A 22406-nucleotide genomic window follows, 5' to 3' on the forward strand; every position below is an offset into this window, starting at 1 on the left:
CACTGCCACCTTAGTTCCATTAGGTTGAAAAAGTGGTAATCGGTCATTTCGAATACCCTGCGTGGCTGAGAGAAAGGACGACACAGCAATGGCGGATGCGGAAGATACGGCGATTGCCGCGCTGGCCTGGCTCGCGGGCGAGCCTGAACTGATGGGCCGCTTCCTGGCACTGACCGGGCTCGAGGCCTCCAACCTGCGCGAGGCGGCAAGGCAACCGGGGTTCCTCGCCGGCGTTCTCGGGTTCCTGATGAGCCATGAACCGACACTGCTGGATTTCTGTGCAGCGACCAATACCCGGCCCGAAACCATTTCCCGCGCCTTCCAGGCGCTGGGCGGTTCGAGCGCGACATGACGAAGCTTATTCCTGATGCCGAGCATGACGATCTGCACCTGGGCGACCGGCCCTTGATCGTTTGCGATGTCGACGAAGTGGTGCTCGAATTCGTCACCCCGTTCGAGGCGTTCCTGACCGAGAACGGTCACGAGTTGCGGCCGACATCGTTTCGCCTGCATGGCAACGTGTTCAATCGTGCCGATGGCAGCGAAACACCCGGCGAGGACGTCAGCCGGATGCTGGAAGCCTTTTTCGAGAGCCACGACGAATGGCAGACGCCGGTTGTAGAAGCCGCCGACAGCCTTGCACGCTTGTCGGAGCAGGCCGACGTCGTCTTCCTCACGGCGATGCCGCCGCGCCATCGCGAGGTACGCAGGCGGCTGCTGTCGCGGCACGGTTTGGACTATCCGATGATCGCGACCGAAGCGCCGAAGGGGCCTGCGGTTCTTGCGCTGCATGGCGAGCGGCCGCACCCGGTGGCCTTCATTGACGATATTTTCGTCAACTTGCAATCCGTCCGCTCCCACGTGCCACAATCCCTGCTCATCAATCTGATGGCCAACGCCACTTTTCGCGCAATGGCGCCGCATCCCGGCGACGGGGTCGACATTGCCACTGACTGGGCGCATGCCGAGGCGCTGATCAAGGCCCATATCGACGCGTCCTAGGGCTAAGCGACACGCAGCCGGGCGGGCTATGGCGCCGGGAGCTGCGGCTCTCATGCGAGAACCTCGAGCATCAGCGGGCGGCGCGGCAGGCGCTCGGCAACAGTCTCAAACCCCGCCTTTTCAAACACCCGCAGGGAACCGGCCAGCAGGCCGACGGGTCCGGAATGCCTGGTCTGCTCGACCGGGCAGGCCTCGAGGATGCGGGCGCCGCCTTGCCGTGCTTGGGAGACCGCGGACTCGACCAGCGCGTGGCTCAGCCCCTGACCGCGTCGCCTGGACTGGATGAAAAAGCAGGAGATGGCCCACAGGCCCGGATCTTCGGGGTTATCCCATGCCAGCGGCCGTAAAAGGGTTCGCGCCGTATTCCAGCGCAGCACATGCGTCCGCGGCGTCGCCTGCCCCCAGCCCACCGGATCCCCGTCCTTGAGGGCGATCAACCCGGGAGGTATCAGGGCTTCAGCTTCGTTCTTCAGGTGTTGATTCCTTTCATCCCTGCTCAAGGTCTCGCCCAGCTTCGGCTCCGGCCGGAACAGGTTTTCCTGCAATAGCCAGAGATCGGCAATGACGGCGCAAACAACGAGGTTCAAGTAAGGCGTTCTCCAGTTGATCAGCCGGCCTTGTGAGTCCGAAGATTATTGCGTAATCTGGAAATGTTCAACCTTTGTTCCGCCGAATGATCCGATGACCCCAGCGCCGTCTCTTCAAGATCCGGGTCCCGGCTTTTGCCGCGATTGCCTTGCGCCAGCACGCGCCGGCGGCAAACGCTGCCATGCCTGCGGTAGCCCGCGCGTAATCCGGCACCCCGAGATCGACCAACTGACACTGGCGCATGTGGATTGTGACGCGTTTTATGCAACCGTTGAAAAGCGCGACAACCCGGAGCTGGCTGACAAGCCGGTGATCATCGGCGGTGGCAAGCGCGGCGTGGTTTCCACCTGCTGCTACATCGCGCGGATTCACGGGGTGCGCTCGGCAATGCCTATGTTCAAGGCGCTGGACGCCTGTCCCGACGCGGTCGTGATCAAGCCGGACATGGAAAAATATGTTCGCGTCGGACGCCAGGTCCGGCAGATGATGGAAGAACTGACCCCACTGGTGCAGCCGATCTCGATCGACGAGGCCTTCCTCGACCTGGCCGGGACCGAGAAGTTGCACAAGGAAAGCGCTGCGCGGACCCTGGCCCGCTTTGCTGCCCGGGTCGAAGCGGAAATCGGCATCAGCCTGTCCGTAGGACTGTCCTACTGCAAGTTCCTCGCAAAGGTTGCTTCGGATCTCGACAAGCCGCGTGGCTATTCGGTGATCGGCAGGGAGGAAGCGGTCGAGTTTCTCAAACCGCGTCCCGTGTCGCTGATCTGGGGCGTAGGCAAGGCGTTCAGCGAGACCCTGGCCCGTGACGGCATCCGCACCATCGGGCAATTGCAGGTCATGGAACAGACCGCGCTGATGCGCCGCTACGGGGTCATGGGCAAGCGGCTCTACCATCTGGCGCGGGGGGAGGATGACCGGACCGTGCACGCCAACGAGGGCGCCAAGAGCGTGTCGGCTGAGACCACCTTCAATGCCGACCTGTCTCAGGCCAAGGATCTGGTGCCGGTGCTCCGGCGGCTGTCAGAAAAAGTGTCGGCGCGGCTCAAGGCCTCGGGTGTTGCCGGCCAGACCGTGGTGCTCAAGCTCAAGACCGCCGAGTTCAAGAGCCGGACGCGCAATTTCAAGCTGGAGGATCCGACGGTGCTGGCGGACCGTATTTTCCGCACTGGCCTGCATCTGCTGGAGCGGGAGCTGGGCCAGGACCGCTTCCGCCTGATCGGCATCGGCGTCTCCGATCTCACCGATGCGAGCCGCGCCGACCCGCCGGACCTGGTTGACCCCGCCGCGGCACGCCGGGCCGTGGCCGAAAGCGCCATCGACAAGGTGCGGCAAAAATTCGGCCGCGACATCGTCGAAACCGGCTACACCTTCGGCACGTCACGCAAGTTGAAGCAGGCAGACGAAGACTGAGCGGAACCGGCAGTTTCTTCAGACCAGTTCCACGTCGAGAACCCCGGGAGCGGCCTTCAGAGCCGAGGCCAGCTGCGGCGAGATCTTGTATCGATCGGGCAAGGTCACCTCGATCTCGCGGCGGCCGTCGTCCTTGATCATGACGAAGGACACCTGCCCCTCACCGCGTGATTTGAGATGGGTTGAGACGGAGTTGAGCGGCTTCGAGTCGCGCAGGAACACCCGGAGCGCGGATTGCCCGCGCGCTGCACGATCCTCGAGTGAATCGGCAGTCTGGATGCGCAGGCCGATGCCCTCGGGCCGCTCTTCCGCGGTAACCGTGATGACGATCGACTTGCCCGGTTCAAGCAGCTCCCGGTAGAGCGCCAGGCCTTCGGAGAACAGCACCGCTTCATACTGGCCGGAGCTGTCGGAGAAGGCGACGATCCCCATCTTGTTGCCGGTACGGGTCTTGCGTTCCTGCTTGCTGGTGACGGTGCCCGCGAGCCGGCCGGCGGTTGCTCCGGCCTTTACCGCAACGGAGAAATCGGCCCAGGTCTGCACCCGCATCTTGGCCAAAAGATCATTATAGGAATCAAGTGGATGGGCAGAGAGATAGAAGCCCAGCGCCTGGTATTCACGGTGCAGTTTCTCGGCCGGCAGCCAGGGTATGGTGGCCGGTAGCTGGATAGTCTCACCCTCGCCCGCACCCCCGCCGATGCCGAACATGTCGCTTTGGCCGCTGATGCGGTTTTCCTGGGCGCGCTGGGCGAAGCCCAGAATCCGGTCGAGTCCGGCGCTCAGCATGGCGCGATCAAGCCCGAAACAGTCGAGCGCGCCTGCCGCAATCAGGCTTTCGAGAACCCGCCGGTTGACCTGGCGCGGATCGATCCGGGTGCAGAAATCTTCCAGCGAGGCAAAGGGTTCGTTGCCGCGAACCTCGACAATGTGCTCGACCGCGGCATCGCCGACGCCCTTGATGGCGGCCAGCGCATAGTAGATCTTGTTGTCGCCGGTCTCGAAATGACGGAAGCTGGTCTGCACGGAAGGCGCGACCACCTCGATGCCGAGGCGTCTTGCATCCTGACGGAAATCGACGAGCTTGTCCGTGTTCGACATGTCCAGCGTCATCGACGCGGCCAGAAACTCGACCGGGTAATGCGCCTTGAGATAGGCAGTCTGGTAGGACACGATGCCATAGGCGGCCGCGTGGGACTTGTTGAAGCCGTAATTGGCGAACTTTGCCAGCAGATCAAAGATCATGTCGGCCTGCGGCTTGGAAACATCGCGCTCGACCGCGCCCTCGACGAAACGGACCCGCTGCTTGTCCATTTCCTCCTTGATCTTCTTGCCCATGGCACGGCGCAAAAGGTCGGCTTCTCCGAGCGAGTAACCGGCCAGCACCTGGGCGATCTGCATCACCTGCTCCTGGTAGACGATCACGCCCTGGGTTTCGGCGAGCAGGTCATCGATCTTGGGGTGGATCGAGGCGACCTCTTCCTCACCATGCTTGCGGGCATTGTAGACCGGGATGTTTTCCATCGGGCCGGGACGGTAGAGCGCAACCAGCGCGATGATGTCCTCGATCCGATCAGGCCGCATGCCGATCAGCGCCTTGCGCATGCCCGCCGATTCCACCTGGAAAACACCGACGGTCTCGCCGCGGGAGAGCATCTCATAGGTGGGCTGGTCGTCGAGCGGCAGGGCTTCGAGATCCACCGTGATGTTGCGTTTGGCAATAAAGCCGACCGCGGTCTTCAGAACGGTGAGGGTCTTGAGGCCAAGAAAGTCGAATTTGACCAGGCCCGCCTGCTCAACCCATTTCATGTTGAACTGGGTGACCGGCATGTCCGAACGCGGATCGCGGTACATCGGCACCAGCTGCGACAGTGGCCGGTCACCGATGACGATACCGGCGGCATGGGTCGAAGCGTGCCTGTAAAGCCCCTCGAGCTTCTGGGCAATGTCAAGAAGCCGGCCGATAGCAGGCTCTTTCTCGACCTCCTCGTTGAAGCGCGGCTCTTCCTCAATCGCCTTGTTCAGCGGCGTCGGGTTGGCTGGGTTGTTGGGTACCAGCTTGCAGATCCGGTCAACCAGGCCGTAGGGCATCTCGAGCACGCGGCCGACGTCGCGCAGCGCTGCGCGTGCCTGAAGGCTTCCGAAGGTGATGATCTGTCCGACCTGCTCGCGGCCATATTTCTTCTGCACATAGCGGATCACCTTTTCACGGCGATCCTGGCAGAAGTCGATGTCGAAGTCGGGCATCGAGACACGGGCCGGGTTGAGGAAGCGCTCGAACAGCAGCGAAAAGCGCAACGGGTCGACGTCGGTGATGGTGAGCGCGTAGGCGACCAGCGAGCCGGCACCCGAACCACGGCCCGGGCCGACCGGGATGTCGTGGTCCTTGGCCCACTTGATGAAGTCGGCGACGATGAGGAAGTAGCCGGGGAACTTCATGTTCTCGATAATGTCGAGTTCGACCTTCAGCCGCTCGCGGTAGTCGGCTTCGGTATAGCCGTCCGCCAGACCGATCCGGGCCAGTCTCCTGTCGAGACCTTCGATCGACTGGCGCCTGAGTTCAGCGGCCTCGGCGGCAAGGGCTGCGGCCGGATCCTCCTCGCCGCCGCCGGTGAAGCGCGGCAGGATCGGATCGCGGCGCTCAACGATGGCGCTACAACGGTGGGCAATCTCGATGGTGTTTTCAAGCGCCTCGGGAATGTCGGCAAACAGCTCCACCATTTCGGCGCGGGACTTGAGACAGTGGTCCTCGCTCAGCCGCGGCCTGCGGTCATCGGACATGACGGCGTTGTTGGCCACCGCCATCAGCGCGTCGTGTGCTTCAAAATCTCCCGGCGTGGGAAAAAAGGCCTCGTTGGTAGCGACAAGCGGAACTTCGGCATCGTAGGCCAGCGCAATCATCTTGGATTCATGCGCCCTGTCGAAGCCGCCCTGGCGCTGCAATTCGATGTAAAGCCGGTCGCCAAACAGGTCCTTGAGGCGATCAAGCCGCGCACGGGCCTGATCCGGATGGCCTTCGCGCATTGCCTGGTCGACGGGACCGGCAGCAGCACCGGTGAGCGCGATCAGCCCCTCCGCCCCCTGCTGCAGCCAGGACAGCATCAGATGCGGCCTGTCGTTGCTGTCCGGATTGCCGCCAAGATAGGCCTGGCTCACAAGCGCGACCAGACGTTCGTAGCCAACCGGAGTTGCCGCATAAAGGATGATTGACGGCAGCTTCTGCAAATGGTCGCGATGCGAGCGCCGGTCCCCGGCCTGGCCATCCTCCATGTCGATGTCCAGCTGGCACCCGATAAGCGGCTGAATTCCCGATTCCATTGCCTTGACCGAAAATTCGAGCGCGCCAAAGAGATTGTTGGTGTCGGTTATGGCGAGTGCTGGCTGGTCATCGGCAACAGCCCGCTTGATCAGGGTCTTGACCGGCAGCGCGCCTTCGAGCAGCGAATAGGCCGAATGCACCCGCAGATGCACGAAGCCAGGCCACTTGCCGAGCCCGCGATCGTCAGTCTGCTTTCCGCGCTCCCGCGCCTGCTCGGCCCCCGCCGCCAGATTGGCCAGCAGTTTCGCCGACTTGCTTTCCCGTGCCATTGATGTCCTCTGCCGTCCGGTCCGCCGCCCGGCACCCTGCCGGCATGCTGCGAGACTCAAACCACAATTGTGAGGACCGGGACGGCAAAGTCCAGAGCACAGGCCGCGAAAACACCCCTTGACCACCCCTTCTTTCCAGCTTGCAACAACGCGAGTGAGGGAACCGTGACGTCAGACCCCGAACTGCAACCAGGAATGCTGTGCAGGCGGGGCTGCCAGGCTGCATGCCGCCGCTAGCGGCGACATGAAAAATCACAAGAAAACCCTATCAAAACGCCATCGCCAGAATGGCGAAGGAGGCCACGAACAGGGACATGGAAACGAATGCGGCAATGTCACGGGCAAATGCGGTCATGATCAACTCCTTTGAATTCCCTTTATGTTTTTAATCTGTTCTATTTTTGTTCTATCGTCAAGTCCACTTGCCACGAATATGCGTCTGACCCTCCTTGTTCCTCGTAAACCGTGACCGGCCCCACGACGTCACAAGGCAATCAGGCATGCGGGACGAACAGCCTGAACTTCAGACATTCCCCACGCGCCCTCCCCGCAACAAAAAGCCCGGGCGCTGGCGCCCGGGCTCATCGTCATGCAATCAAGTCAATCGAGCTTAGTTGCAAGCGTCCTTGAGACCCTTGCCGGCCGAGAACTTCGGCACGTTGCGTGCAGGAATGTCAACTTCCTTGCCGGTCTGCGGGTTGCGGCCCTTCGAAGCTTCGCGGCGCGAAACGGTGAAGTTGCCGAAACCGATCAGACGGACGTCGCCGCCATTCTTGAGCTCATTGGTGATGGTGTCGAACACGGCTTCGACCGCCGAAGTTGCATCACCCTTGCTCATGCCCGATTTCTCGGCCACTGCGGCCACGAGTTCATTCTTGTTCATTTCCGTCCCTTTCTGGGTTTCGTCGACTCATATTGTTCGATGCGGTGATCCTACGCATCTATCTGTCACGCGCAACCAAACTCCCCGGAAACCCGCGCTTTATAAAGGCTTTTCACAGGCATTTTGCACCTTGTGGGCCCACAGCGGCCAAGAAAGTTAAGAATTCGGGTGAAATGCCGCGCGCCTGTGCAGTTTCGGCGCATTTTTCCGGTTCCTGGCGGGTCCCGGAATGCAAGACGGGCGGAAATGGTCCCGCCCGTCGCTACGCTTGTTTCAGTCACACCTTCCGATCAGTGAGCGATGGTTGCACCGCTCTCTTCACCGGCATCAGCAGCAATTGCTGCTTTCGGATCCGCGTCGGGGTCCCAGGTGATCGGCTCGGGCATCCGCACAAGTGCGTGACGCAGGACGTCCCCCATCTTGGCAACCGGAATGATCTCGAGGCCGTTTTTGACATTGTCCGGAATCTCGGGGAGATCCTTCGCATTGTCCTCGGGGATCATCACGGTCTTGATGCCGCCGCGCATGGCCGCAAGCAGCTTCTCCTTGAGACCGCCGATCGGCAGCACCCTGCCTCGCAGAGTGATCTCACCGGTCATGGCGACATCACGGCGCACCGGGATGCCAGTCATGATCGAGACGATCGAGGTTGCCATGCCGACGCCTGCTGAAGGACCGTCCTTCGGCGTCGCGCCTTCGGGAACGTGGACGTGGATGTCGCGCTTGTCGAACATCGGCGGTTCGATACCGAAATCGACAGCCCTGAAGCGAACGTAAGACGCCGCCGCAGAAATCGATTCCTTCATCACATCGCGCAGATTGCCGGTCACAGTCATCTTGCCCTTGCCCGGCATCATGACGCCCTCGATGGTCAGCAACTCGCCGCCCACCTCGGTCCAGGCCAGCCCGGTAACGACGCCGACCTGATCGTCGAACTCGGCTTCGCCGTAGCGGAAGCGGGGCACGCCGAGATAGTCGGACAGGTTGTCGGCATCAACAGAGACCCTGGCGTTGCCGGTCTTGAGGATTTCGGTCACGGCCTTGCGCGACAGCTTCATCAGTTCCCGTTCGAAATTGCGAACACCGGCCTCGCGGGTGTAGGTGCGGATGACCTGCAACAGCGCTTCGTCGGTGACCTCGAACTCCTCTGGCTTGAGCGCGTGATCGCGCACGGCCTTGGGCAGCAGGTGCCGGCGGGCAATCTGCAGCTTCTCGTCCTCGGTGTAGCCGGCGATGCGGATGACTTCCATGCGGTCCATCAGCGGTGCCGGGATGTTGAGCGTGTTGGCCGTGGTGATGAACATCACGTGCGACAGGTCGTATTCAACCTCGAGATAGTGGTCCATGAAGGTCGAGTTCTGTTCCGGATCCAGCACCTCGAGCAGAGCAGACGACGGATCACCGCGGAAATCCTGGCCCATCTTGTCGATCTCGTCGAGAAGAAACAGCGGGTTGGACTTCTTGGCTTTCTTCATCGACTGCACGACCTTGCCGGGCATCGAGCCGATATAGGTGCGGCGATGACCACGGATCTCGGCCTCGTCACGGACGCCACCGAGCGCCATGCGCACATATTCACGGCCGGTCGCCTTGGCGATCGACTTGGCGAGCGAGGTCTTGCCGACCCCGGGAGGGCCGACGAGGCAGAGGATCGGTCCCTTGATCTTGGAGGAGCGCGACTGTACCGCGAGGTACTCGATGATGCGCTCCTTGACCTTCTCCAGGCCATAATGATCGGTCTCGAGCACCTTCTCGGCGGCGTTCAGGTCGATCTTGACGCGGGATTTCTTGCCCCAAGGCAGACCGAGCAGCCAGTCGAGATAGTTGCGCACGACGGTGGCCTCGGCCGACATCGGGCTCATCTGCTTGAGCTTCTTGAACTCCGCATCGGCCTTTTCACGGGCTTCCTTGGAGAGCTTGGTCTTGCCGATGCGGGCTTCCATTTCGGCCATCTCGTCGCGGCCGTCCTCGCCGTCGCCGAGTTCCTTCTGGATCGCCTTCATCTGCTCGTTGAGATAATACTCGCGCTGGGTCTTCTCCATCTGCCGCTTGACGCGGGAGCGGATGCGCTTTTCGACCTGCAGCACCGAAATCTCGCCTTCCATGAAGCCGAGCGACTTTTCCAGCCGGCCCTTGACCGAGACCGTCGAGAGCATGTCCTGCTTTTCAGGGATCTTTATTGACAGATGAGAGGCGACCGTGTCGGCGAGCTTCGAATAGTCGTCGATCTGACTGGCCGCGCCCACCACTTCGGGCGAAATCTTCTTGTTGAGCTTGACGTAGTTCTCGAACTCGGAGACCACGGAGCGCGACAGAGCCTCGATCTCGACCGGGTCTTCCTCGGGCTCGCCAAGCTCGACAGCGCGGGCTTCGTAATAGTCTTCCCTGTCGGTGTATTCTACGATTTCCGCGCGGGCACGCCCCTCAACGAGCACCTTGACGGTTCCGTCGGGAAGCTTGAGCAGCTGAAGCACATTGGCGATCGTGCCAATGTCATAGATGCCAGCCGGCTCCGGATCGTCATCGCCAGCATTGATCTGGGTCGCAAGCATGATCTGCTTGTCGGATCCCATGACCTCCTCAAGCGCCTTGATCGACTTTTCACGACCAACAAACAGCGGCACGATCATGTGCGGAAAGACAACGATATCGCGCAGTGGCAGAACGGGATAGGTACCGGCCTCTTCAGGGGCCTGTGATGCGCTCACATTTTTGTCCGGCATAGTATTTCCTTTCGTGGTCCGTACAGACCGATTGGCAACGCGGCACGCGATCCCGGTTCATCCAGCAACCGCCATTTGCGTCCTTACGAGGCGTTATGCCCTTTCCGGTCTAATTGGAGAACCGGCGCGCTGGTTTCAAGTCGGATCATCCACGGCAATCACTGTCAATGTCGATTCGTTACGATATTAGACCTCGAAAGTGGCGGGAAGCTGGAGTCCTGGTGACAAGCTCACCGCCGGAAGATCAAGAGCTGCCCCTATGTCCGCGGCCGCGGGCTTGCTGACCGGTACGCATTCCGGCCGCGGACGTGCAAACGGGCCCCGAAGGGCCCGCTCAAATGGGGAAAACCGGGCTTTAAGCCGATATCAGGCCGAGGCCGAATCCTTGGCCCCGTCATCGCGCTCAGCATAGATGTAGAGCGGACGGGCGTTGCCGGTCACGACCTCGTCGGAGATCACAACCTCGCGCACCCCTTCGAGCGTCGGCAGCTCGAACATGGTGTCGAGAAGGATCTTTTCCATGATCGAGCGCAATCCGCGTGCGCCGGTCGCCCGGATAATACCACGCTTGGCAATTTCCTGCAGGGCCGATTCGTGGAAGGTAAGCTCGACCTCTTCCATCTCGAACAGGCGTTGATACTGCTTGACCAGCGCGTTCTTCGGCTCGGTCAGGATCTGGATCAGGGCTGCTTCATCCAGATCCTCGAGCGTGGCCAGCACCGGCAGACGACCAATGAACTCAGGGATCAGACCGAACTTGACCAGGTCCTCTGGCTCAAGGTCGCGCAGGACCGCACCAACGCGGCGTTCGTCCTGGGCACGGACATTGGCACCGAAGCCGATCGAGGTTTTCTCGCCCCGCGCCGAGATGATCTTGTCGAGGCCGGCAAATGCGCCGCCGCAGACAAACAGGATGTTGGTCGTGTCAACCTGCAGGAATTCCTGCTGCGGATGCTTGCGGCCACCCTGTGGCGGCACGGAGGCCACTGTGCCTTCCATGATCTTCAGCAATGCCTGCTGCACGCCCTCGCCCGAAACGTCGCGTGTGATCGACGGGTTGTCCGACTTCCGCGAGATCTTGTCGACCTCATCGATGTAGACGATCCCGCGCTGGGCGCGCTCGACATTGTAGTCGGCCGACTGCAGCAGCTTGAGGATGATGTTCTCGACGTCTTCGCCGACGTAACCGGCTTCGGTAAGCGTCGTGGCATCGGCCATGGTGAAGGGAACGTCGATGATGCGCGCCAGCGTCTGGGCAAGATAGGTCTTGCCGCAGCCGGTCGGTCCGACAAGCAGGATGTTCGACTTGGCCAGCTCGACTTCACCCGACTTCGACGAGTGGTTGAGACGCTTGTAATGGTTGTGAACCGCGACGGAGAGGATCTTCTTGGCCTGATGCTGGCCGATGACGTACTCGTCGAGGGTCGCGATGATCTCTTGCGGCGTAGGCACACCATCGCTGGCCTTGACCATCGAGGACTTGTTTTCCTCGCGGATGATGTCCATGCACAATTCCACGCATTCATCGCAGATGAACACGGTCGGACCGGCAATGAGTTTGCGCACTTCATGCTGGCTTTTGCCGCAGAAAGAGCAGTAGAGGGTATTCTTGGAGTCGCCGCCGTTGCTGCCGCTAACCTTGCTCATTTCACTTTCCTTCCCGCAATCCCGGCATCGAACCCGGATGTATGGCGCCTGACCAGCCCGACGCCGCGACGTCGAGGCTTTCAAGCAATCTCGGGGTACAAACCCGACCGTCAGGTAACCATTCCTGTAGCCGGTGGCAACGAATCCCCGTCACTCTGGCGATGCTACGCCAGATAAATTGAACATAGACTTAACGCCTATATTAGCGTTCCACGGCACTAGCGCCACCCCGTGTGCACACAAACGTGTTGCAGGAGAAGCGCAATCACCGGAAAACATCGCATGCTTCAAGCAAAAATCCTGACTGCTGGATCAAGAGTCGTCTTCAACATACTCGCGCTTGTCGATGACACGGTCGATCAGACCGAAGCCGAGCGCCTCGTCCGCTGTCATGAAGTGATCGCGGTCGAGCGTCTTCTCCACCGTTTCGTAGTCCTGTCCGGTGTGGGTGACGTACACATCGTTGAGCCGCCGCTTCATCTTGATAATGTCCTGGGCGTGGCGTTCAATGTCGGAAGCCTGGCCCTGGAACCCGCCTGACGGCTGGTGCACCATGATGCGGGCGTTTGGCGTTGCAAAGCGCATGCCCTTCTCGCCAGCCGCAAGCAGGAGCGACCCCATGGAGGCCGCCTGGCCAACGCACAACGTCGACACGGCCGGCCGGATGAACTGCATGGTGTCATAGATCGCCATGCCTGCCGTGACCACACCTCCGGGCGAATTGATGTAGATGGCGATTTCCTTCTTCGGGTTCTCGGCTTCGAGAAACAGAAGCTGGGCGCAAACGAGCGTCGCCATGTGATCTTCAACCGGGCCGGTGATGAAGATGATGCGCTCCTTGAGCAGCCGCGAAAAAATGTCGTAGGACCGTTCGCCGCGGTTCGTCTGCTCAACCACCATGGGCACCAGGGCCATGGCGTTATCGATGGTATTTTTCATTGCGCTTCCCTTGTCAAACGGCCCGGCAGGCGACATGGCCCGCCCAGAATCAGTCTCATTGAACCCACTACATAGAGTGTGCCCCCCCGCCGCTTCAAGACGCAAGGCAGCGAAACGGCTTCAGGCCGTTGTTTACGAGGGGTGTTAAATTGAAGTTACGGTTTTCAATTTGCCTGCGGTGAGGCTGCATTTTGTCCGGAATGCGGCAACTGCCTGCGCCACCACAGGGCCCGTCCCGAAAGGGCCAGTCAAGCATCAGCAGAAAACCCGAAAGAGGAGAAGCCTGACCGCACGACGATGTCGGCTTTATGAATATGCGGCCATGTCAGCAGTTCGCATGCACCGACCATCTGCCGCCTTGCCTAAGAGACAAATAGCGTCATGCCGCCTGGGGAGGGGGTATTCCCGGCAATGCGCGAGCGGGATATGACGGCTCGGAACAGGCTGCATCAGGCAAGATCAGAGGTGTTTCGCGAGGGATGGCCGTCGCGTAGCCGTCAATCAGGGATTAACGTTTTGCTTTCCTCAATCGCAAGAGTACGGCACACTCGACTTGCTAGTCGCGGAAACGGCCGCCGATAAGAGCCGCTGCCGCAACATGGGAGTGAGTAAAATGTCTGAGTTATCAACAATTTGCCGCACTATTTCAGCCACGCTTGTGGCGCTTTCCGTCGCCTCGCCGGCCTTTGCCGGCGGCAAGACACTGGCCTGTTACCAAAAGGTTCATCAGCCTGCAGTCTACAAAACAATTCATGAACAGGTCGTGGTCCGCCCCGGCGGAGTGGTCCACAAGACCATCCCGGCCCGCTATGGCCAGGTGACCGAAAAGGTGCTGGTGTCACCTGCCCAGGTGGTGGCGCGGCACATCCCGGCGGTCACCCGCACGGTTCATCAGACCGTCATGGTCCGGCCGAAATCGGTCGGTTGGGAATGGCGGCACGTGCACGGCAAGAAAACCCTGTGCAAAGTCGTTCACCCGGCTCAATACGAAACCCGGGCCCGGACCGTGGTGGTTCATCCAGCCCGCACGGTGCATGAGCGGATGCCGGCACGCTATGCCCACCGTACCCGCACCGTGGTCGTTGAACCGGCGCGGACCGTCGCGCACAAGATCCCGCCCGTGATCAAGACGGTGGCGCGCACGGTTGAAGTGCAACCGGCGTCGGCCGGCTGGGTTCAGGTCTCCGGCAAACACCGCTGCCACTGAGGCCGCACGGAAGGCTGATCTTCGACGCTTGATCCGAGGCGCTTGAACTGGGGCGCTTGAACTGGGGCTTGGTGCCCGCCTTTTGCGGGCTGTGTCAGTACTCGGCGTCGATCTAGTTAAGGTTGTCTCCGGGATCGCAGATAACACTGTCCGGCGACGCTAGTCGGTCAGGACTGACGGCGCACCCCGGATTTCGACGCCGCTTGCGACAAGCTCCGCATGACACGTATCGACGGCCGGTGGCGGCTCGCTGAACGCCAGTTGTACATTAGCTGCCGCCTGCTTTGCAGCGCCGTCATCTGCGACCGACCACCTGCCGCGCCGCCTCAGGCTCAACGGCGATCCACCAACACGAAAGCTGACTCAGTTTTCACGCTTTACCTCTAGCGGGCAATTCATGATGCTGCGGTGAAATTCCCGTGTTTTCCTGAGGGTGCTCACAAGAGTACGGGGGGATCGAGCCTGCCGATTTGACTTAGGGACATAAGACTTCCCTCATGCGGAACCGGCAGCGAATGTTTCATGGCCTGTGATGACAAGACCAGGCTTTCGTGAGACTAACCTATTTTGTCCTCTCCCGTTCCAGGCTGTAGCCCGCGCATGATCCGACACCAGCTTTCCATCTCGCAAGACCCCAGAGAACCCGGCTTCGTTCAGGATCCCTACAGTTTTTATGCCGACATGCACCGCATCTCACCGGTGTTTTTCTGGGAAGATTACGGGATGTGGTGCGTGGCGGGCTATGATCAGGTCAATGCGCTGCTCAGAGACCGGCGGCTGGGCCGTGAAAACCGCTGGGGCGCACCGTTGAACCCGGTCGAGGGCCGCGGGCACCTCGCTGACTTCGACCGGCTTGAAAGCGGCTCACTTCTGGAACGTGAACCGCCGGCCCACACGCGGTTGAGAACGCTGGTCAACCGCGCCTTCGTTTCGCGCTCGGTCGAGCGGCTCAGACCCCGCGTTTCGGCACTGGCCAATGAGCTGATCGACGCCCTGCCCGCTGGCGAACCGTTTGATCTGCTGCCGTCCTTCGCCACCCCGATCCCGCTGACGGTGATCTGCGAATTGCTCGGTGTGCCGGTCCACCGCGCTGACGACCTGCTGTCCTGGTCGCATGCGATGTGCGAGATGTATGTGCCGCAACGCTCACGCGAGACCGAGGAGCGCGCCAACACTGCCTCGGCCGCGTTTGGTGCCTACCTGACGGCCCACATCGCGGAACACCGGCACACTGGCGCCGATGATTTGTTGTCGGCGCTGATCGCGGTGCGGGACACCGGCGAGAAGCTTGACGACGACGAGCTGATTTCCACCTGCGTCCTGCTGCTCAACGCCGGTCACGAGGCAACCGTGCATCAGACCGGCAATGCGGTGAAAACAATCCTTGACCAGGGCGGCGATCCGGGCCGGTTTTTCGTCACACCCGAGGCCACTGCGGCGACTGTCGAAGAGACGCTGCGGTATGACGCGCCGCTGCACATGTTTACCCGCTATGCCTATGAGGAGATCGACCTCGGACCGGTGCGGCTCAAGCCCAGCGAGCAGGTGGCGCTGTTGCTCGGCGCGGCCAATCGCGACCCGGCGGCGTTCGAGGCACCGCACGACTTCCGCCCCGGACGGGCAGACCAGAAGAATGTGAGTTTCGGTGCCGGACTGCATTTCTGCATCGGCGCACCGCTGGCACGGCTCGAGCTGCAGGAATCGCTTTCGGTGTTGTTCTCCCGGCGCCCGGCGCTTGCAACCAAAGCCACGCCACGTTATCGCAACAGCTACCATTTCCACGGGCTCGAAAGCCTGATGGTCGAATGACCCAGCTTGCCGTCTTGGCCAAGCTGCCGGGTCGAAACCAAGGAATGACGCGCGTGATATGCCGCAGTTAGCGTAATTTCCTAATGTACTACATTAGATTTTTATAACATAATCTTTGCGAGTTGTTTCAAGCACTTCCCAAGATCCTTTAAAGCCCGGTCTGAGGATGAAACTGTCACCAGCCTTGACTGTCACAGCCTCGCCGCCATCCTCGGAGATCACCGATACGCCTTCGAGAATACGGCAGTATTCCCACTCGTCATAGGAAATCACCCATTTGCCGGGCGTCGACTGCCAGATGCCGCAATAGAGCCCGTCGCGCTCTTCAAGGTTCCAGGTGCTGTGTACCGGATCACCCGCGAGAACCTTGTCTGGCCCGGGCCTTGAAACTTCAGGTTCGACGGAGGTGGTAACGGACAGAAATAGATCTTTGCTCATGTGAAATTGCCTTACCGCCATGTGAAGACAACGTGCAGCAGGGGCCGCATCAAAGCAAGGCAGTCGCGCCGCCTCACCCTTGACATACTGCTGGCTAGCGCCTCTCCCGGAGGAGCGAAGCAACGATGAACCCGACAAAGGCCCCGGCAGCAAAACCGGCCGGCGGCCGGTCATCGAGCTGCGGCGGGACTGTGTCCTGACGCTCAGTATCTGCACCGCGAGCATCATCAGCGGAGCTCCATGGGACGGCATCAGCCTTCACTGCGCCGCGCTGCCCCATCGGCTGCCTCTCACCGACCGTTGTGTCCCGGATCGTATGATGCTCGATTTCTGCGTTCACCTCGGCGCCGATCAGAACGACCGAAATCATCAGCCACAGCCACATCATGAAGCCGATAATGGCTCCCAAGGACCCATAGGTTTCATCGAACTTGGCGAAATTGCTGACGTAGATGGTAAAGGCCAGCGAAACCACCAGAATCAAGACAGCAGCCGCGATAGCGCCTATCCAAAGCCATCCCCACCTGGCGCTACTGCGACTTGGACCATAACGGTACAGCAGCGTAAGCCCACTGATGATAATGGCGAACATCACTGCAAAACTGACGCCCTGGACAAGCCACTCGGTCGATTCCGCCGCAGGAATGTAGCTGAATACGACGGGAAGCACGATGACGGTCCCAGCGAGAACGAGGATCGTGGCAACGGCGGCGATGGTGAACACGAGAGTTGTCAGTGTCAGCCTGACAAATCCGCGCTTCTCGCTTTCGTCGTAGACCACGTTGAGAGACTGAAAAATCGACTTCATGCCCGCATTGGCGCTCCACAGCGACAGGCCGACTGAGACGATCAGAGTGAGCCCCAAAGTTGTGTTATCCTTCGAGGTCAAGCGGATCAGCTGATCCTCGATAATACCCAGCATGGCTTGAGGTACGATGTTCGAAAACGCTGCGATGTGATTGGTGAGCGAAGTCGGATCGGAGAAGAGCCCGTAAATGGACACGACAGCACTGATGAAAGGCACCATGGCCAACAGCATGTAGAAGGTTGCACCACCAGCGACGAGCAGCAGATTGTCGGCGGAAATCTCGTTGGCAACCCGTTTGAGAATGTCGAACCATCCGCGAGCCGGGATCGCAAGCGGCGACCGGGCGGCCCGTCCGCGGCCAGAACCGGTTTCGAATGCGTCGTGCCCGGTTTCGGTGTTTGATGACAAATTCTCGCCCTTTCGCTGTGTGGTTCGGTTCGGTCTGGTCCTTACCTAACGTTCAAGGGGCCAAATTGATCCCTTAGCGCTGCCCAAAAAATCGACACCATCCTGGCAGCAGCAAACAACGCGAGCGGCGGCCCGGCACAGCGCCGGACCGTCGCGATGACGCCAGACCTAGGCTTTGGCGAGTGCCTGATCGAGGTCGGCAATGATGTCCTTGACGTCCTCGATGCCGATCGAAAGACGCACCACGTCCGGACCTGCCCCGGCCGCGATCTGCTGCTCCGGTGTGAGCTGACGGTGGGTGGTGGAGGCCGGGTGGATGACCAGCGAGCGGGTGTCGCCGATATTGGCCAGGTGCGAGAACATCTCCAGGGCTTCAACGAATTTGACACCCGCGTCGTAGCCCCCCTTGAGGCCGAAGGTGAAGACCGCGCCGGCACCCTTGGGCGAATAGCGCTGCTGCAGTGCGTGGTTTTCATGATCCGGCAGGCCGGCATAATGCACCCAGTCGACCTTGTCGTGCTTGGTCAGCCATTCGGCAACCGCGAGCGCGTTGTCGCAGTGGCGCTGCATGCGCAGCCCAAGCGTTTCCGCACCAGTTACGATCTGGAACGCGTTGAATGGCGAAATGGCGGGTCCCAGGTCGCGCAGGCCAAGCACGCGGCAGGCAATGGCGAAGGCGAAATTGCCGAAGCTCTCGTGCAGAACGATGTCGCCATATTCCGAACGCGGCTCGGACAGGGCCGGATACTTGCCTGATTTCGACCAGTCAAAGGATCCGCCATCGACAATGATGCCACCCATGGAATTGCCATGACCACCAATGAACTTGGTCAGAGAATGCAGCACGATGTCGGCGCCGTGGTCGATCGGCCGGATCAGGTAGGGAGAGGCCATGGTGTTGTCGACGATCAGCGGCAGGCCGTGCTTGCGCGCCACTTCGGCAATCGCGTTGATGTCAACGAAGGTACCGCCGGGATTGGCCAGGCTTTCGACGAAGATTGCCTTGGTGCGGTCATCGATCTGGCTTTCGATGCTGTCCATGTCTGCAGGGTCGGCCCAGCGCACATGCCAGTCGAAGGACTGAAAGGCCTTGCCGAACTGGTTGATGGAGCCGCCATAGAGGCGGTTAGCGGCCACGAAGTTGTCGCCCGGGTTCATGATGGTGTGGAAGACGATCATCTGTGCGGCATGGCCCGAAGCCACGGCCAGGGCCGCAGTGCCGCCTTCAAGTGCTGCGACGCGCTCTTCGAGCACAGCCTGGGTCGGGTTCATGATGCGGGTATAGATGTTGCCGAAGGCCTTCAGCCCGAACAGTGAGGCCGCATGATCTGCATCGTCGAAGACAAAGGCGGTGGTCTGGTAGATCGGTGTGGCGCGCGCGCCGGTGGCCGGATCCGGCTGCGCTCCCGCATGAACAGCTAGCGTATCAAAACCTGGTTGAGTGCTCGACATGGACTTCTCCCCTTGTGCCCGAGAACAATATGAAAGCGGTTATCCCGCATGTCTGCGCCACGGTCAAAGAAGATTTTTGCGTGAACAAAGAGGCGTGCGCGTCTTGCGCGACGACAAGGACTGCGCCGAGGAAATAATATTCCACCGCACTTGCCGCTTGCAGGCATTGAATCTGCTGAAACCCAGCTCCCGATGCTTCCGTAAATTGATCACATATGCCGGAGCCGGCAAAGCCCGTTCGTCATTCGCTAACCAACGGACTCCTCGCAATCGGGCATGCGAGAGAGCAGCCAGTCACGCGATGGGCGGACCTGTTCGGGAAGGTCCCGGAGAACATCATCGACAACCTCGGCCGACACCACGCTCACCTCACAGCCATAGGTCTCGAGATCGCCGTCCGGATTGTGTTCCTTCCATTCGAGGAAATCCTGGCGCTCAAAGGCAACAGCGGCGGCGATGCCGGCCACCGGCACCACGACAAGGGCTCGCCGCAACCGTGCCTTGGCCTTGGTTCTGAGCACGGCTGCGGCGATGGCCTTTCGATTGGCAATCGCGGCAGCTGCAGCGCTGGCGGTCATGGTGGTTACCTGCGCGGTCAGCGTTACCGCCCAGACACCAAGGCTGACCGCCGTAGTCGCCAGCGAAACGCACATGACCAGGAGAAAGGCGGTAGTGCGGAAGTAAGCACAGATGCGCATGATGACTGTAGCCCTGTATTCCAAGGAAGGCCCTCCCGTGGCTCAAGGCGGCAGGAAGCGCTAAACCGGGCATCTTGCAAGGCAATGAAACGGAAGTATGGCGAAGCGCCTCTTGACAACCGCGACGTAAAGCGGTGCTTCATCATCGCAAGCGGGTCAACCGGCACTTATGGGGAACCTGACTGCGTCAGGGTTTGCCGCCTTCCGGCTTTACCCGTAACCCATAGCTCTGAAATCCGGTTCGCATCACCGGTTTGCGCGATGACAGAATGCCTGAATTGACGCCGTTCCAGCCGATTTCACCGGACAGCCTGCCATATTCGATCTTCGGGCAACGGTTCATCACCACCTTGATGCCGGCGGCTTCCGCGCGGGAGGCGGCTTCATCATGGCGCACGGTGAGCTGTGTCCAGATCACCTTCGGCAGCGGATCGAGCGCGAGAACGTCCTCGACGATGCCGGGCACCGCATCGGAGGCACGAAAGATGTCAACCATGTCGATCGCCTCCGGGACATCGGAGAGACTGGCGTAGGTCATCTGGCCGAGGATCTCACGGCCCGCCTGGCCGGGATTGACCGGAATGACCCGGTAGCCCTTGTCGAGCAGGTACTTCATCACGAAAAAGCTTGGCCGCACATCATTGGCCGAGGCACCGACCACCGCAACGCTTTTCACCGAGTGCAGGATGCCCGATATATAGGCGTTGTCGTAGCTGTCATGGTTCATGGTCGGGTTCCGGTTTGGATCTGCAGGTTGTGGCAATGGCGTCAGGCACCGTCAAGCACCTGATTGATGACTTTCCTCCCGATCAGCGCCACAATTGTCAAGGATGATGGGATCGAAAGGTTCGATGGAGCTCGCCATGACAAAGACATCAACTTCCCTTCTCAAAAAGTTTCCCGCCGCTACGTTGCTGCCCGCCACGCTGATTGCGGCTTTCGTTGCAACCGCCAGCCCTGCCGGCGCGATCTCCCGCGTGGAGACCACGCAGCATGATTGCAGCGCCATTCGCGGCACCCTCATCCGCGAAGGAGCGGCAATCCTGAGATACAAGTCGAAGCGCGGCCTTCCGCTTCATGACCGCTATGTCAGCTCGTCACTGCTGTGCGAAAGCCCCTCGGTTGGCGCCTGGGCACGGGTGCCGGCGCGCGACACCAAATCCTGCAGGGTGATACGCTGCGATCCGCATGGCGCAGACGATGACAACGGTTTGCTGGATTTCAGACCGCTGCTGCAGATCAGGGCACCGTGAGGCAAGGCTGCTACAGCGCCACGCATCCAATCGAATGCGTAGAGGTCACTGTAACACCTTGAAATGATGCATATACGTTATCGTTCAAATGAATTCGTTTGAACGCGACATGCATTATTCGGGCAAGGTCATATGGCCCTGCCCGTCCAGTTCCATGAACGGGTTGTAGGCCAGTTCCCACAAATGGCCGTCCGGATCAGCAAAATATCCGGAATAGCCGCCCCAGAACACCTCATGCGGCTTATTCACCGGCTCGGCCCCGCACTCCACAGCGAAAGTCCAGGCTGCATCGACCTCTTCGCGGGAGGACAGATTGTGAGCGAGCGCAACCCCCTCAAACGCCTGCGGTGAGGTCGGCTCCCGGCCGGCGTCGGCGGCGAGCGCATCGCGCCCGAAAAGTCCCAGCACGGTACCGTTTGTGTGAAAGAAGGTGACGCTTTCGTTGGAGGCGGAAGAGCGTTTGAAACCGAGCCGCTGATAGAACGCGGTTGCGACAGCCACGTCGGCAACTCCAAGCGTGATCATGCTGATACGCGGTTCAAGACTCACTTTGCGCCTCCCCGGCTGCCACCTCATGGCCCCGATTTACACCTAGAAACAAAAGAACATAAAGGGAACATTGCGTCAACTCCCGACCGTCGCCAAACAGATTGTCCTATTCACCGGTCCATTCCGGGGTGCGCTTGGCGATGAAGGCGTTCATGCCCTCTTCCGCATCCCGCGCCAGCATGTTCTCGACCATGACACTGGCGGTGTATTCATAGGCATCATCCAGCGGCATTTCCGCCTGGCGGTAAAACGCTTCCTTGCCGATCTTCACGGTCAACGGTGACTTGGAGGCAATCACATCGGCATATTTCATCACCACCTGGCCCAGATACTGGCGCGGCATGATGCGGTTGATGAGGCCGAACTCCCGCGCGGTAGAGGCGTCGATGGTTTCGCCGGTCAGCAGCATTTCCATCGCCTGCTTGCGTTGAACGTTGCGGCTCAGCGCCACCATCGGGGTGGAACAGAACAGGCCGATATTGACACCCGGCGTACAGAAAGTGGACGTATCGGTACAAAACGCCAGGTCGCAGGAGGCGACCAACTGACAGCCGGCGGCGGTGGCCAAGCCATCGACCTCGGCCAGCACCGGGACCGGAAGATGAACGATGGTCTGCATCAGCTCGGAGCAAAGCTTCATGGTGCGGGCGAAAAACGCCCTGCCCCGGTCCTCGTCAGCGCGATGCAACGTCAGTTCCTTGAGATCATGGCCGGCGGAAAACAGCTGCCCGGGTGTCGCCGACGCGATGATCACCGCCCGGATCGAGTTGTCTTCGCGGGCAGCATCCAGTTCGGCCTTCAGGGTTTCCATCATGGCAATCGACAACACGTTGGCAGGCGGATTGTTCATCTCCAGCCGCAGCACAGGACCAAGCTTTTCCACCTTCACCAGACCGGCGGTCGCCTCCGGCTTCAATTCGACGACGTTCATCAGCAATTCCTTTCCTATCGTGCCCCAGTCTACCGCGGTCGGCATCTGGCGGAAACCCCGCGACGACGTTGACCGG

The 22406-nt window shown here is 60.5% G+C and carries 19 protein-coding genes; 6 read left to right on the top strand and 13 right to left on the bottom strand.

Features of this window, described 5'->3' with window-relative positions; genetic code table 11:
• The first annotated feature begins 88 nt into the window (after positions 1-88).
• Together CRO46_RS10900 and CRO46_RS10905 are read left to right on the top strand one after the other, a co-directional pair.
• Complete coding sequence (locus CRO46_RS10900) at positions 89-352, top strand: DUF3572 domain-containing protein (RefSeq protein WP_097107815.1); 264 nt, start codon at positions 89-91, stop codon at positions 350-352.
• Positions 349-1002: a hypothetical protein gene (locus CRO46_RS10905; RefSeq protein ID WP_097107816.1), complete on the top strand. Its 654-nt coding sequence runs from the start codon at positions 349-351 to the stop codon at positions 1000-1002. Before CRO46_RS10900 ends, CRO46_RS10905 begins: the two co-directional genes overlap by 4 nt.
• A gap of 50 nt (positions 1003-1052) precedes the next feature.
• On the opposite strand, the gene CRO46_RS10910 is transcribed toward CRO46_RS10905, so the two are convergent.
• Complete coding sequence (locus tag CRO46_RS10910) at positions 1053-1589, bottom strand: GNAT family N-acetyltransferase (protein ID WP_179759028.1); 537 nt, start codon at positions 1587-1589, stop codon at positions 1053-1055.
• A 94-nt stretch (positions 1590-1683) separates the two neighbouring features.
• Between CRO46_RS10910 and CRO46_RS10915 the strand changes: the two genes are divergently transcribed.
• Positions 1684-3000 (top strand): DNA polymerase IV, encoded by a 1317-nt coding sequence (locus CRO46_RS10915; protein WP_097107818.1) that lies wholly within the window; start codon positions 1684-1686, stop codon positions 2998-3000.
• Positions 3001-3018: 18 nt separating this feature from the next.
• Here the strand turns inward: CRO46_RS10915 and dnaE are convergent, their stop codons facing one another.
• The 5 genes from dnaE to clpP all read right to left on the bottom strand — a co-directional run bounded on the left by dnaE (position 3019) and on the right by clpP (position 12777).
• Entirely contained in the window at positions 3019-6585 is a 3567-nt protein-coding gene (dnaE, locus tag CRO46_RS10920) for a DNA polymerase III subunit alpha (RefSeq protein WP_097107819.1), read from the bottom strand.
• Between the two features lie 610 nt (positions 6586-7195).
• Positions 7196-7468 (bottom strand): DNA-binding protein HupB, encoded by a 273-nt coding sequence (gene hupB / locus CRO46_RS10925; RefSeq protein ID WP_097107820.1) that lies wholly within the window; start codon positions 7466-7468, stop codon positions 7196-7198.
• Positions 7469-7758: 290 nt separating this feature from the next.
• The gene (lon, locus tag CRO46_RS10930; protein ID WP_097107821.1) at positions 7759-10191 is read right to left on the bottom strand and encodes an endopeptidase La; all 2433 of its coding nucleotides are present in this window, start codon (positions 10189-10191) and stop codon (positions 7759-7761) included.
• Between the two features lie 366 nt (positions 10192-10557).
• The gene (clpX, locus tag CRO46_RS10935; protein WP_097107822.1) at positions 10558-11838 is read right to left on the bottom strand and encodes an ATP-dependent Clp protease ATP-binding subunit ClpX; all 1281 of its coding nucleotides are present in this window, start codon (positions 11836-11838) and stop codon (positions 10558-10560) included.
• 312 nt (positions 11839-12150) lie between these two features.
• Positions 12151-12777, bottom strand: a complete 627-nt coding sequence (gene clpP, locus CRO46_RS10940; protein ID WP_097108241.1) for an ATP-dependent Clp endopeptidase proteolytic subunit ClpP — start codon at positions 12775-12777, stop codon at positions 12151-12153.
• 613 nt (positions 12778-13390) lie between these two features.
• Here clpP and CRO46_RS10945 point away from each other — a divergent pair.
• Both CRO46_RS10945 and CRO46_RS10950 read left to right on the top strand, forming a co-directional pair.
• The gene (locus tag CRO46_RS10945) at positions 13391-13984 is read left to right on the top strand and encodes a hypothetical protein (RefSeq protein ID WP_143439013.1); all 594 of its coding nucleotides are present in this window, start codon (positions 13391-13393) and stop codon (positions 13982-13984) included.
• A 600-nt stretch (positions 13985-14584) separates the two neighbouring features.
• Positions 14585-15793, top strand: a complete 1209-nt coding sequence (locus CRO46_RS10950; protein ID WP_097107824.1) for a cytochrome P450 — start codon at positions 14585-14587, stop codon at positions 15791-15793.
• A 93-nt stretch (positions 15794-15886) separates the two neighbouring features.
• On the opposite strand, the gene CRO46_RS10955 is transcribed toward CRO46_RS10950, so the two are convergent.
• The 5 genes from CRO46_RS10955 to CRO46_RS10975 all read right to left on the bottom strand — a co-directional run bounded on the left by CRO46_RS10955 (position 15887) and on the right by CRO46_RS10975 (position 20324).
• On the bottom strand, positions 15887-16231 hold the full coding sequence (locus tag CRO46_RS10955) for a cupin domain-containing protein (RefSeq protein WP_097107825.1): 345 nt from the start codon (positions 16229-16231) through the stop codon (positions 15887-15889).
• Between the two features lie 94 nt (positions 16232-16325).
• The gene (locus tag CRO46_RS10960) at positions 16326-17447 is read right to left on the bottom strand and encodes a YihY/virulence factor BrkB family protein (RefSeq protein ID WP_097107826.1); all 1122 of its coding nucleotides are present in this window, start codon (positions 17445-17447) and stop codon (positions 16326-16328) included.
• 168 nt (positions 17448-17615) lie between these two features.
• Positions 17616-18899, bottom strand: coding sequence for an O-acetylhomoserine aminocarboxypropyltransferase (locus CRO46_RS10965; RefSeq protein ID WP_097107827.1), 1284 nt, complete (start codon positions 18897-18899; stop codon positions 17616-17618).
• Positions 18900-19147: 248 nt separating this feature from the next.
• Positions 19148-19621 (bottom strand): hypothetical protein, encoded by a 474-nt coding sequence (locus tag CRO46_RS10970; RefSeq protein ID WP_210421521.1) that lies wholly within the window; start codon positions 19619-19621, stop codon positions 19148-19150.
• Between the two features lie 163 nt (positions 19622-19784).
• Positions 19785-20324: a CoA-binding protein gene (locus tag CRO46_RS10975; protein ID WP_097107829.1), complete on the bottom strand. Its 540-nt coding sequence runs from the start codon at positions 20322-20324 to the stop codon at positions 19785-19787.
• A 136-nt stretch (positions 20325-20460) separates the two neighbouring features.
• On the opposite strand from CRO46_RS10975, the gene CRO46_RS19975 reads away from it, so the two are divergent.
• Positions 20461-20850 carry a hypothetical protein gene (locus CRO46_RS19975; protein WP_179759029.1) on the top strand — a complete coding sequence of 130 codons (390 nt, stop codon included), beginning with the start codon at positions 20461-20463 and terminating at the stop codon, positions 20848-20850.
• Between the two features lie 114 nt (positions 20851-20964).
• On the opposite strand, the gene CRO46_RS10985 is transcribed toward CRO46_RS19975, so the two are convergent.
• Both CRO46_RS10985 and CRO46_RS10990 read right to left on the bottom strand, forming a co-directional pair.
• Positions 20965-21399, bottom strand: a complete 435-nt coding sequence (locus tag CRO46_RS10985; RefSeq protein ID WP_244577864.1) for a VOC family protein — start codon at positions 21397-21399, stop codon at positions 20965-20967.
• Between the two features lie 106 nt (positions 21400-21505).
• Complete coding sequence (locus CRO46_RS10990) at positions 21506-22333, bottom strand: enoyl-CoA hydratase (RefSeq protein WP_425479278.1); 828 nt, start codon at positions 22331-22333, stop codon at positions 21506-21508.
• Between the last annotated feature and the right edge of the window lie 73 nt (positions 22334-22406).

It is taken from the genome of Parahoeflea halophila (assembly GCF_900220985.1).
GTDB lineage: Bacteria > Pseudomonadota > Alphaproteobacteria > Rhizobiales > Rhizobiaceae > Hoeflea > Hoeflea halophila.

Excerpts from the sequence above, each read along its gene's own strand:
- lon (WP_097107821.1), bottom strand. The coding sequence starts at position 10,191 with ATGCCGGACAAAAATGTGAGCGCATCACAGGCCCCTGAAGAGGCCGGT.
- dnaE (WP_097107819.1), bottom strand. The coding sequence starts at position 6,585 with ATGGCACGGGAAAGCAAGTCGGCGAAACTGCTGGCCAATCTGGCGGCG.
- CRO46_RS10965 (WP_097107827.1), bottom strand. The coding sequence starts at position 18,899 with ATGTCGAGCACTCAACCAGGTTTTGATACGCTAGCTGTTCATGCGGGA.
- CRO46_RS10905 (WP_097107816.1), top strand. The coding sequence starts at position 349 with ATGACGAAGCTTATTCCTGATGCCGAGCATGACGATCTGCACCTGGGC.
- CRO46_RS19975 (WP_179759029.1), top strand. The coding sequence starts at position 20,461 with ATGACAAAGACATCAACTTCCCTTCTCAAAAAGTTTCCCGCCGCTACG.
- CRO46_RS10915 (WP_097107818.1), top strand. The coding sequence starts at position 1,684 with ATGACCCCAGCGCCGTCTCTTCAAGATCCGGGTCCCGGCTTTTGCCGC.
- CRO46_RS10950 (WP_097107824.1), top strand. The coding sequence starts at position 14,585 with ATGATCCGACACCAGCTTTCCATCTCGCAAGACCCCAGAGAACCCGGC.
- clpX (WP_097107822.1), bottom strand. The coding sequence starts at position 11,838 with ATGAGCAAGGTTAGCGGCAGCAACGGCGGCGACTCCAAGAATACCCTC.
- CRO46_RS10955 (WP_097107825.1), bottom strand. The coding sequence starts at position 16,231 with ATGAGCAAAGATCTATTTCTGTCCGTTACCACCTCCGTCGAACCTGAA.
- CRO46_RS10900 (WP_097107815.1), top strand. The coding sequence starts at position 89 with ATGGCGGATGCGGAAGATACGGCGATTGCCGCGCTGGCCTGGCTCGCG.
- clpP (WP_097108241.1), bottom strand. The coding sequence starts at position 12,777 with ATGAAAAATACCATCGATAACGCCATGGCCCTGGTGCCCATGGTGGTT.
- hupB (WP_097107820.1), bottom strand. The coding sequence starts at position 7,468 with ATGAACAAGAATGAACTCGTGGCCGCAGTGGCCGAGAAATCGGGCATG.
- CRO46_RS10975 (WP_097107829.1), bottom strand. The coding sequence starts at position 20,324 with ATGAACCATGACAGCTACGACAACGCCTATATATCGGGCATCCTGCAC.
- CRO46_RS10945 (WP_143439013.1), top strand. The coding sequence starts at position 13,391 with ATGTCTGAGTTATCAACAATTTGCCGCACTATTTCAGCCACGCTTGTG.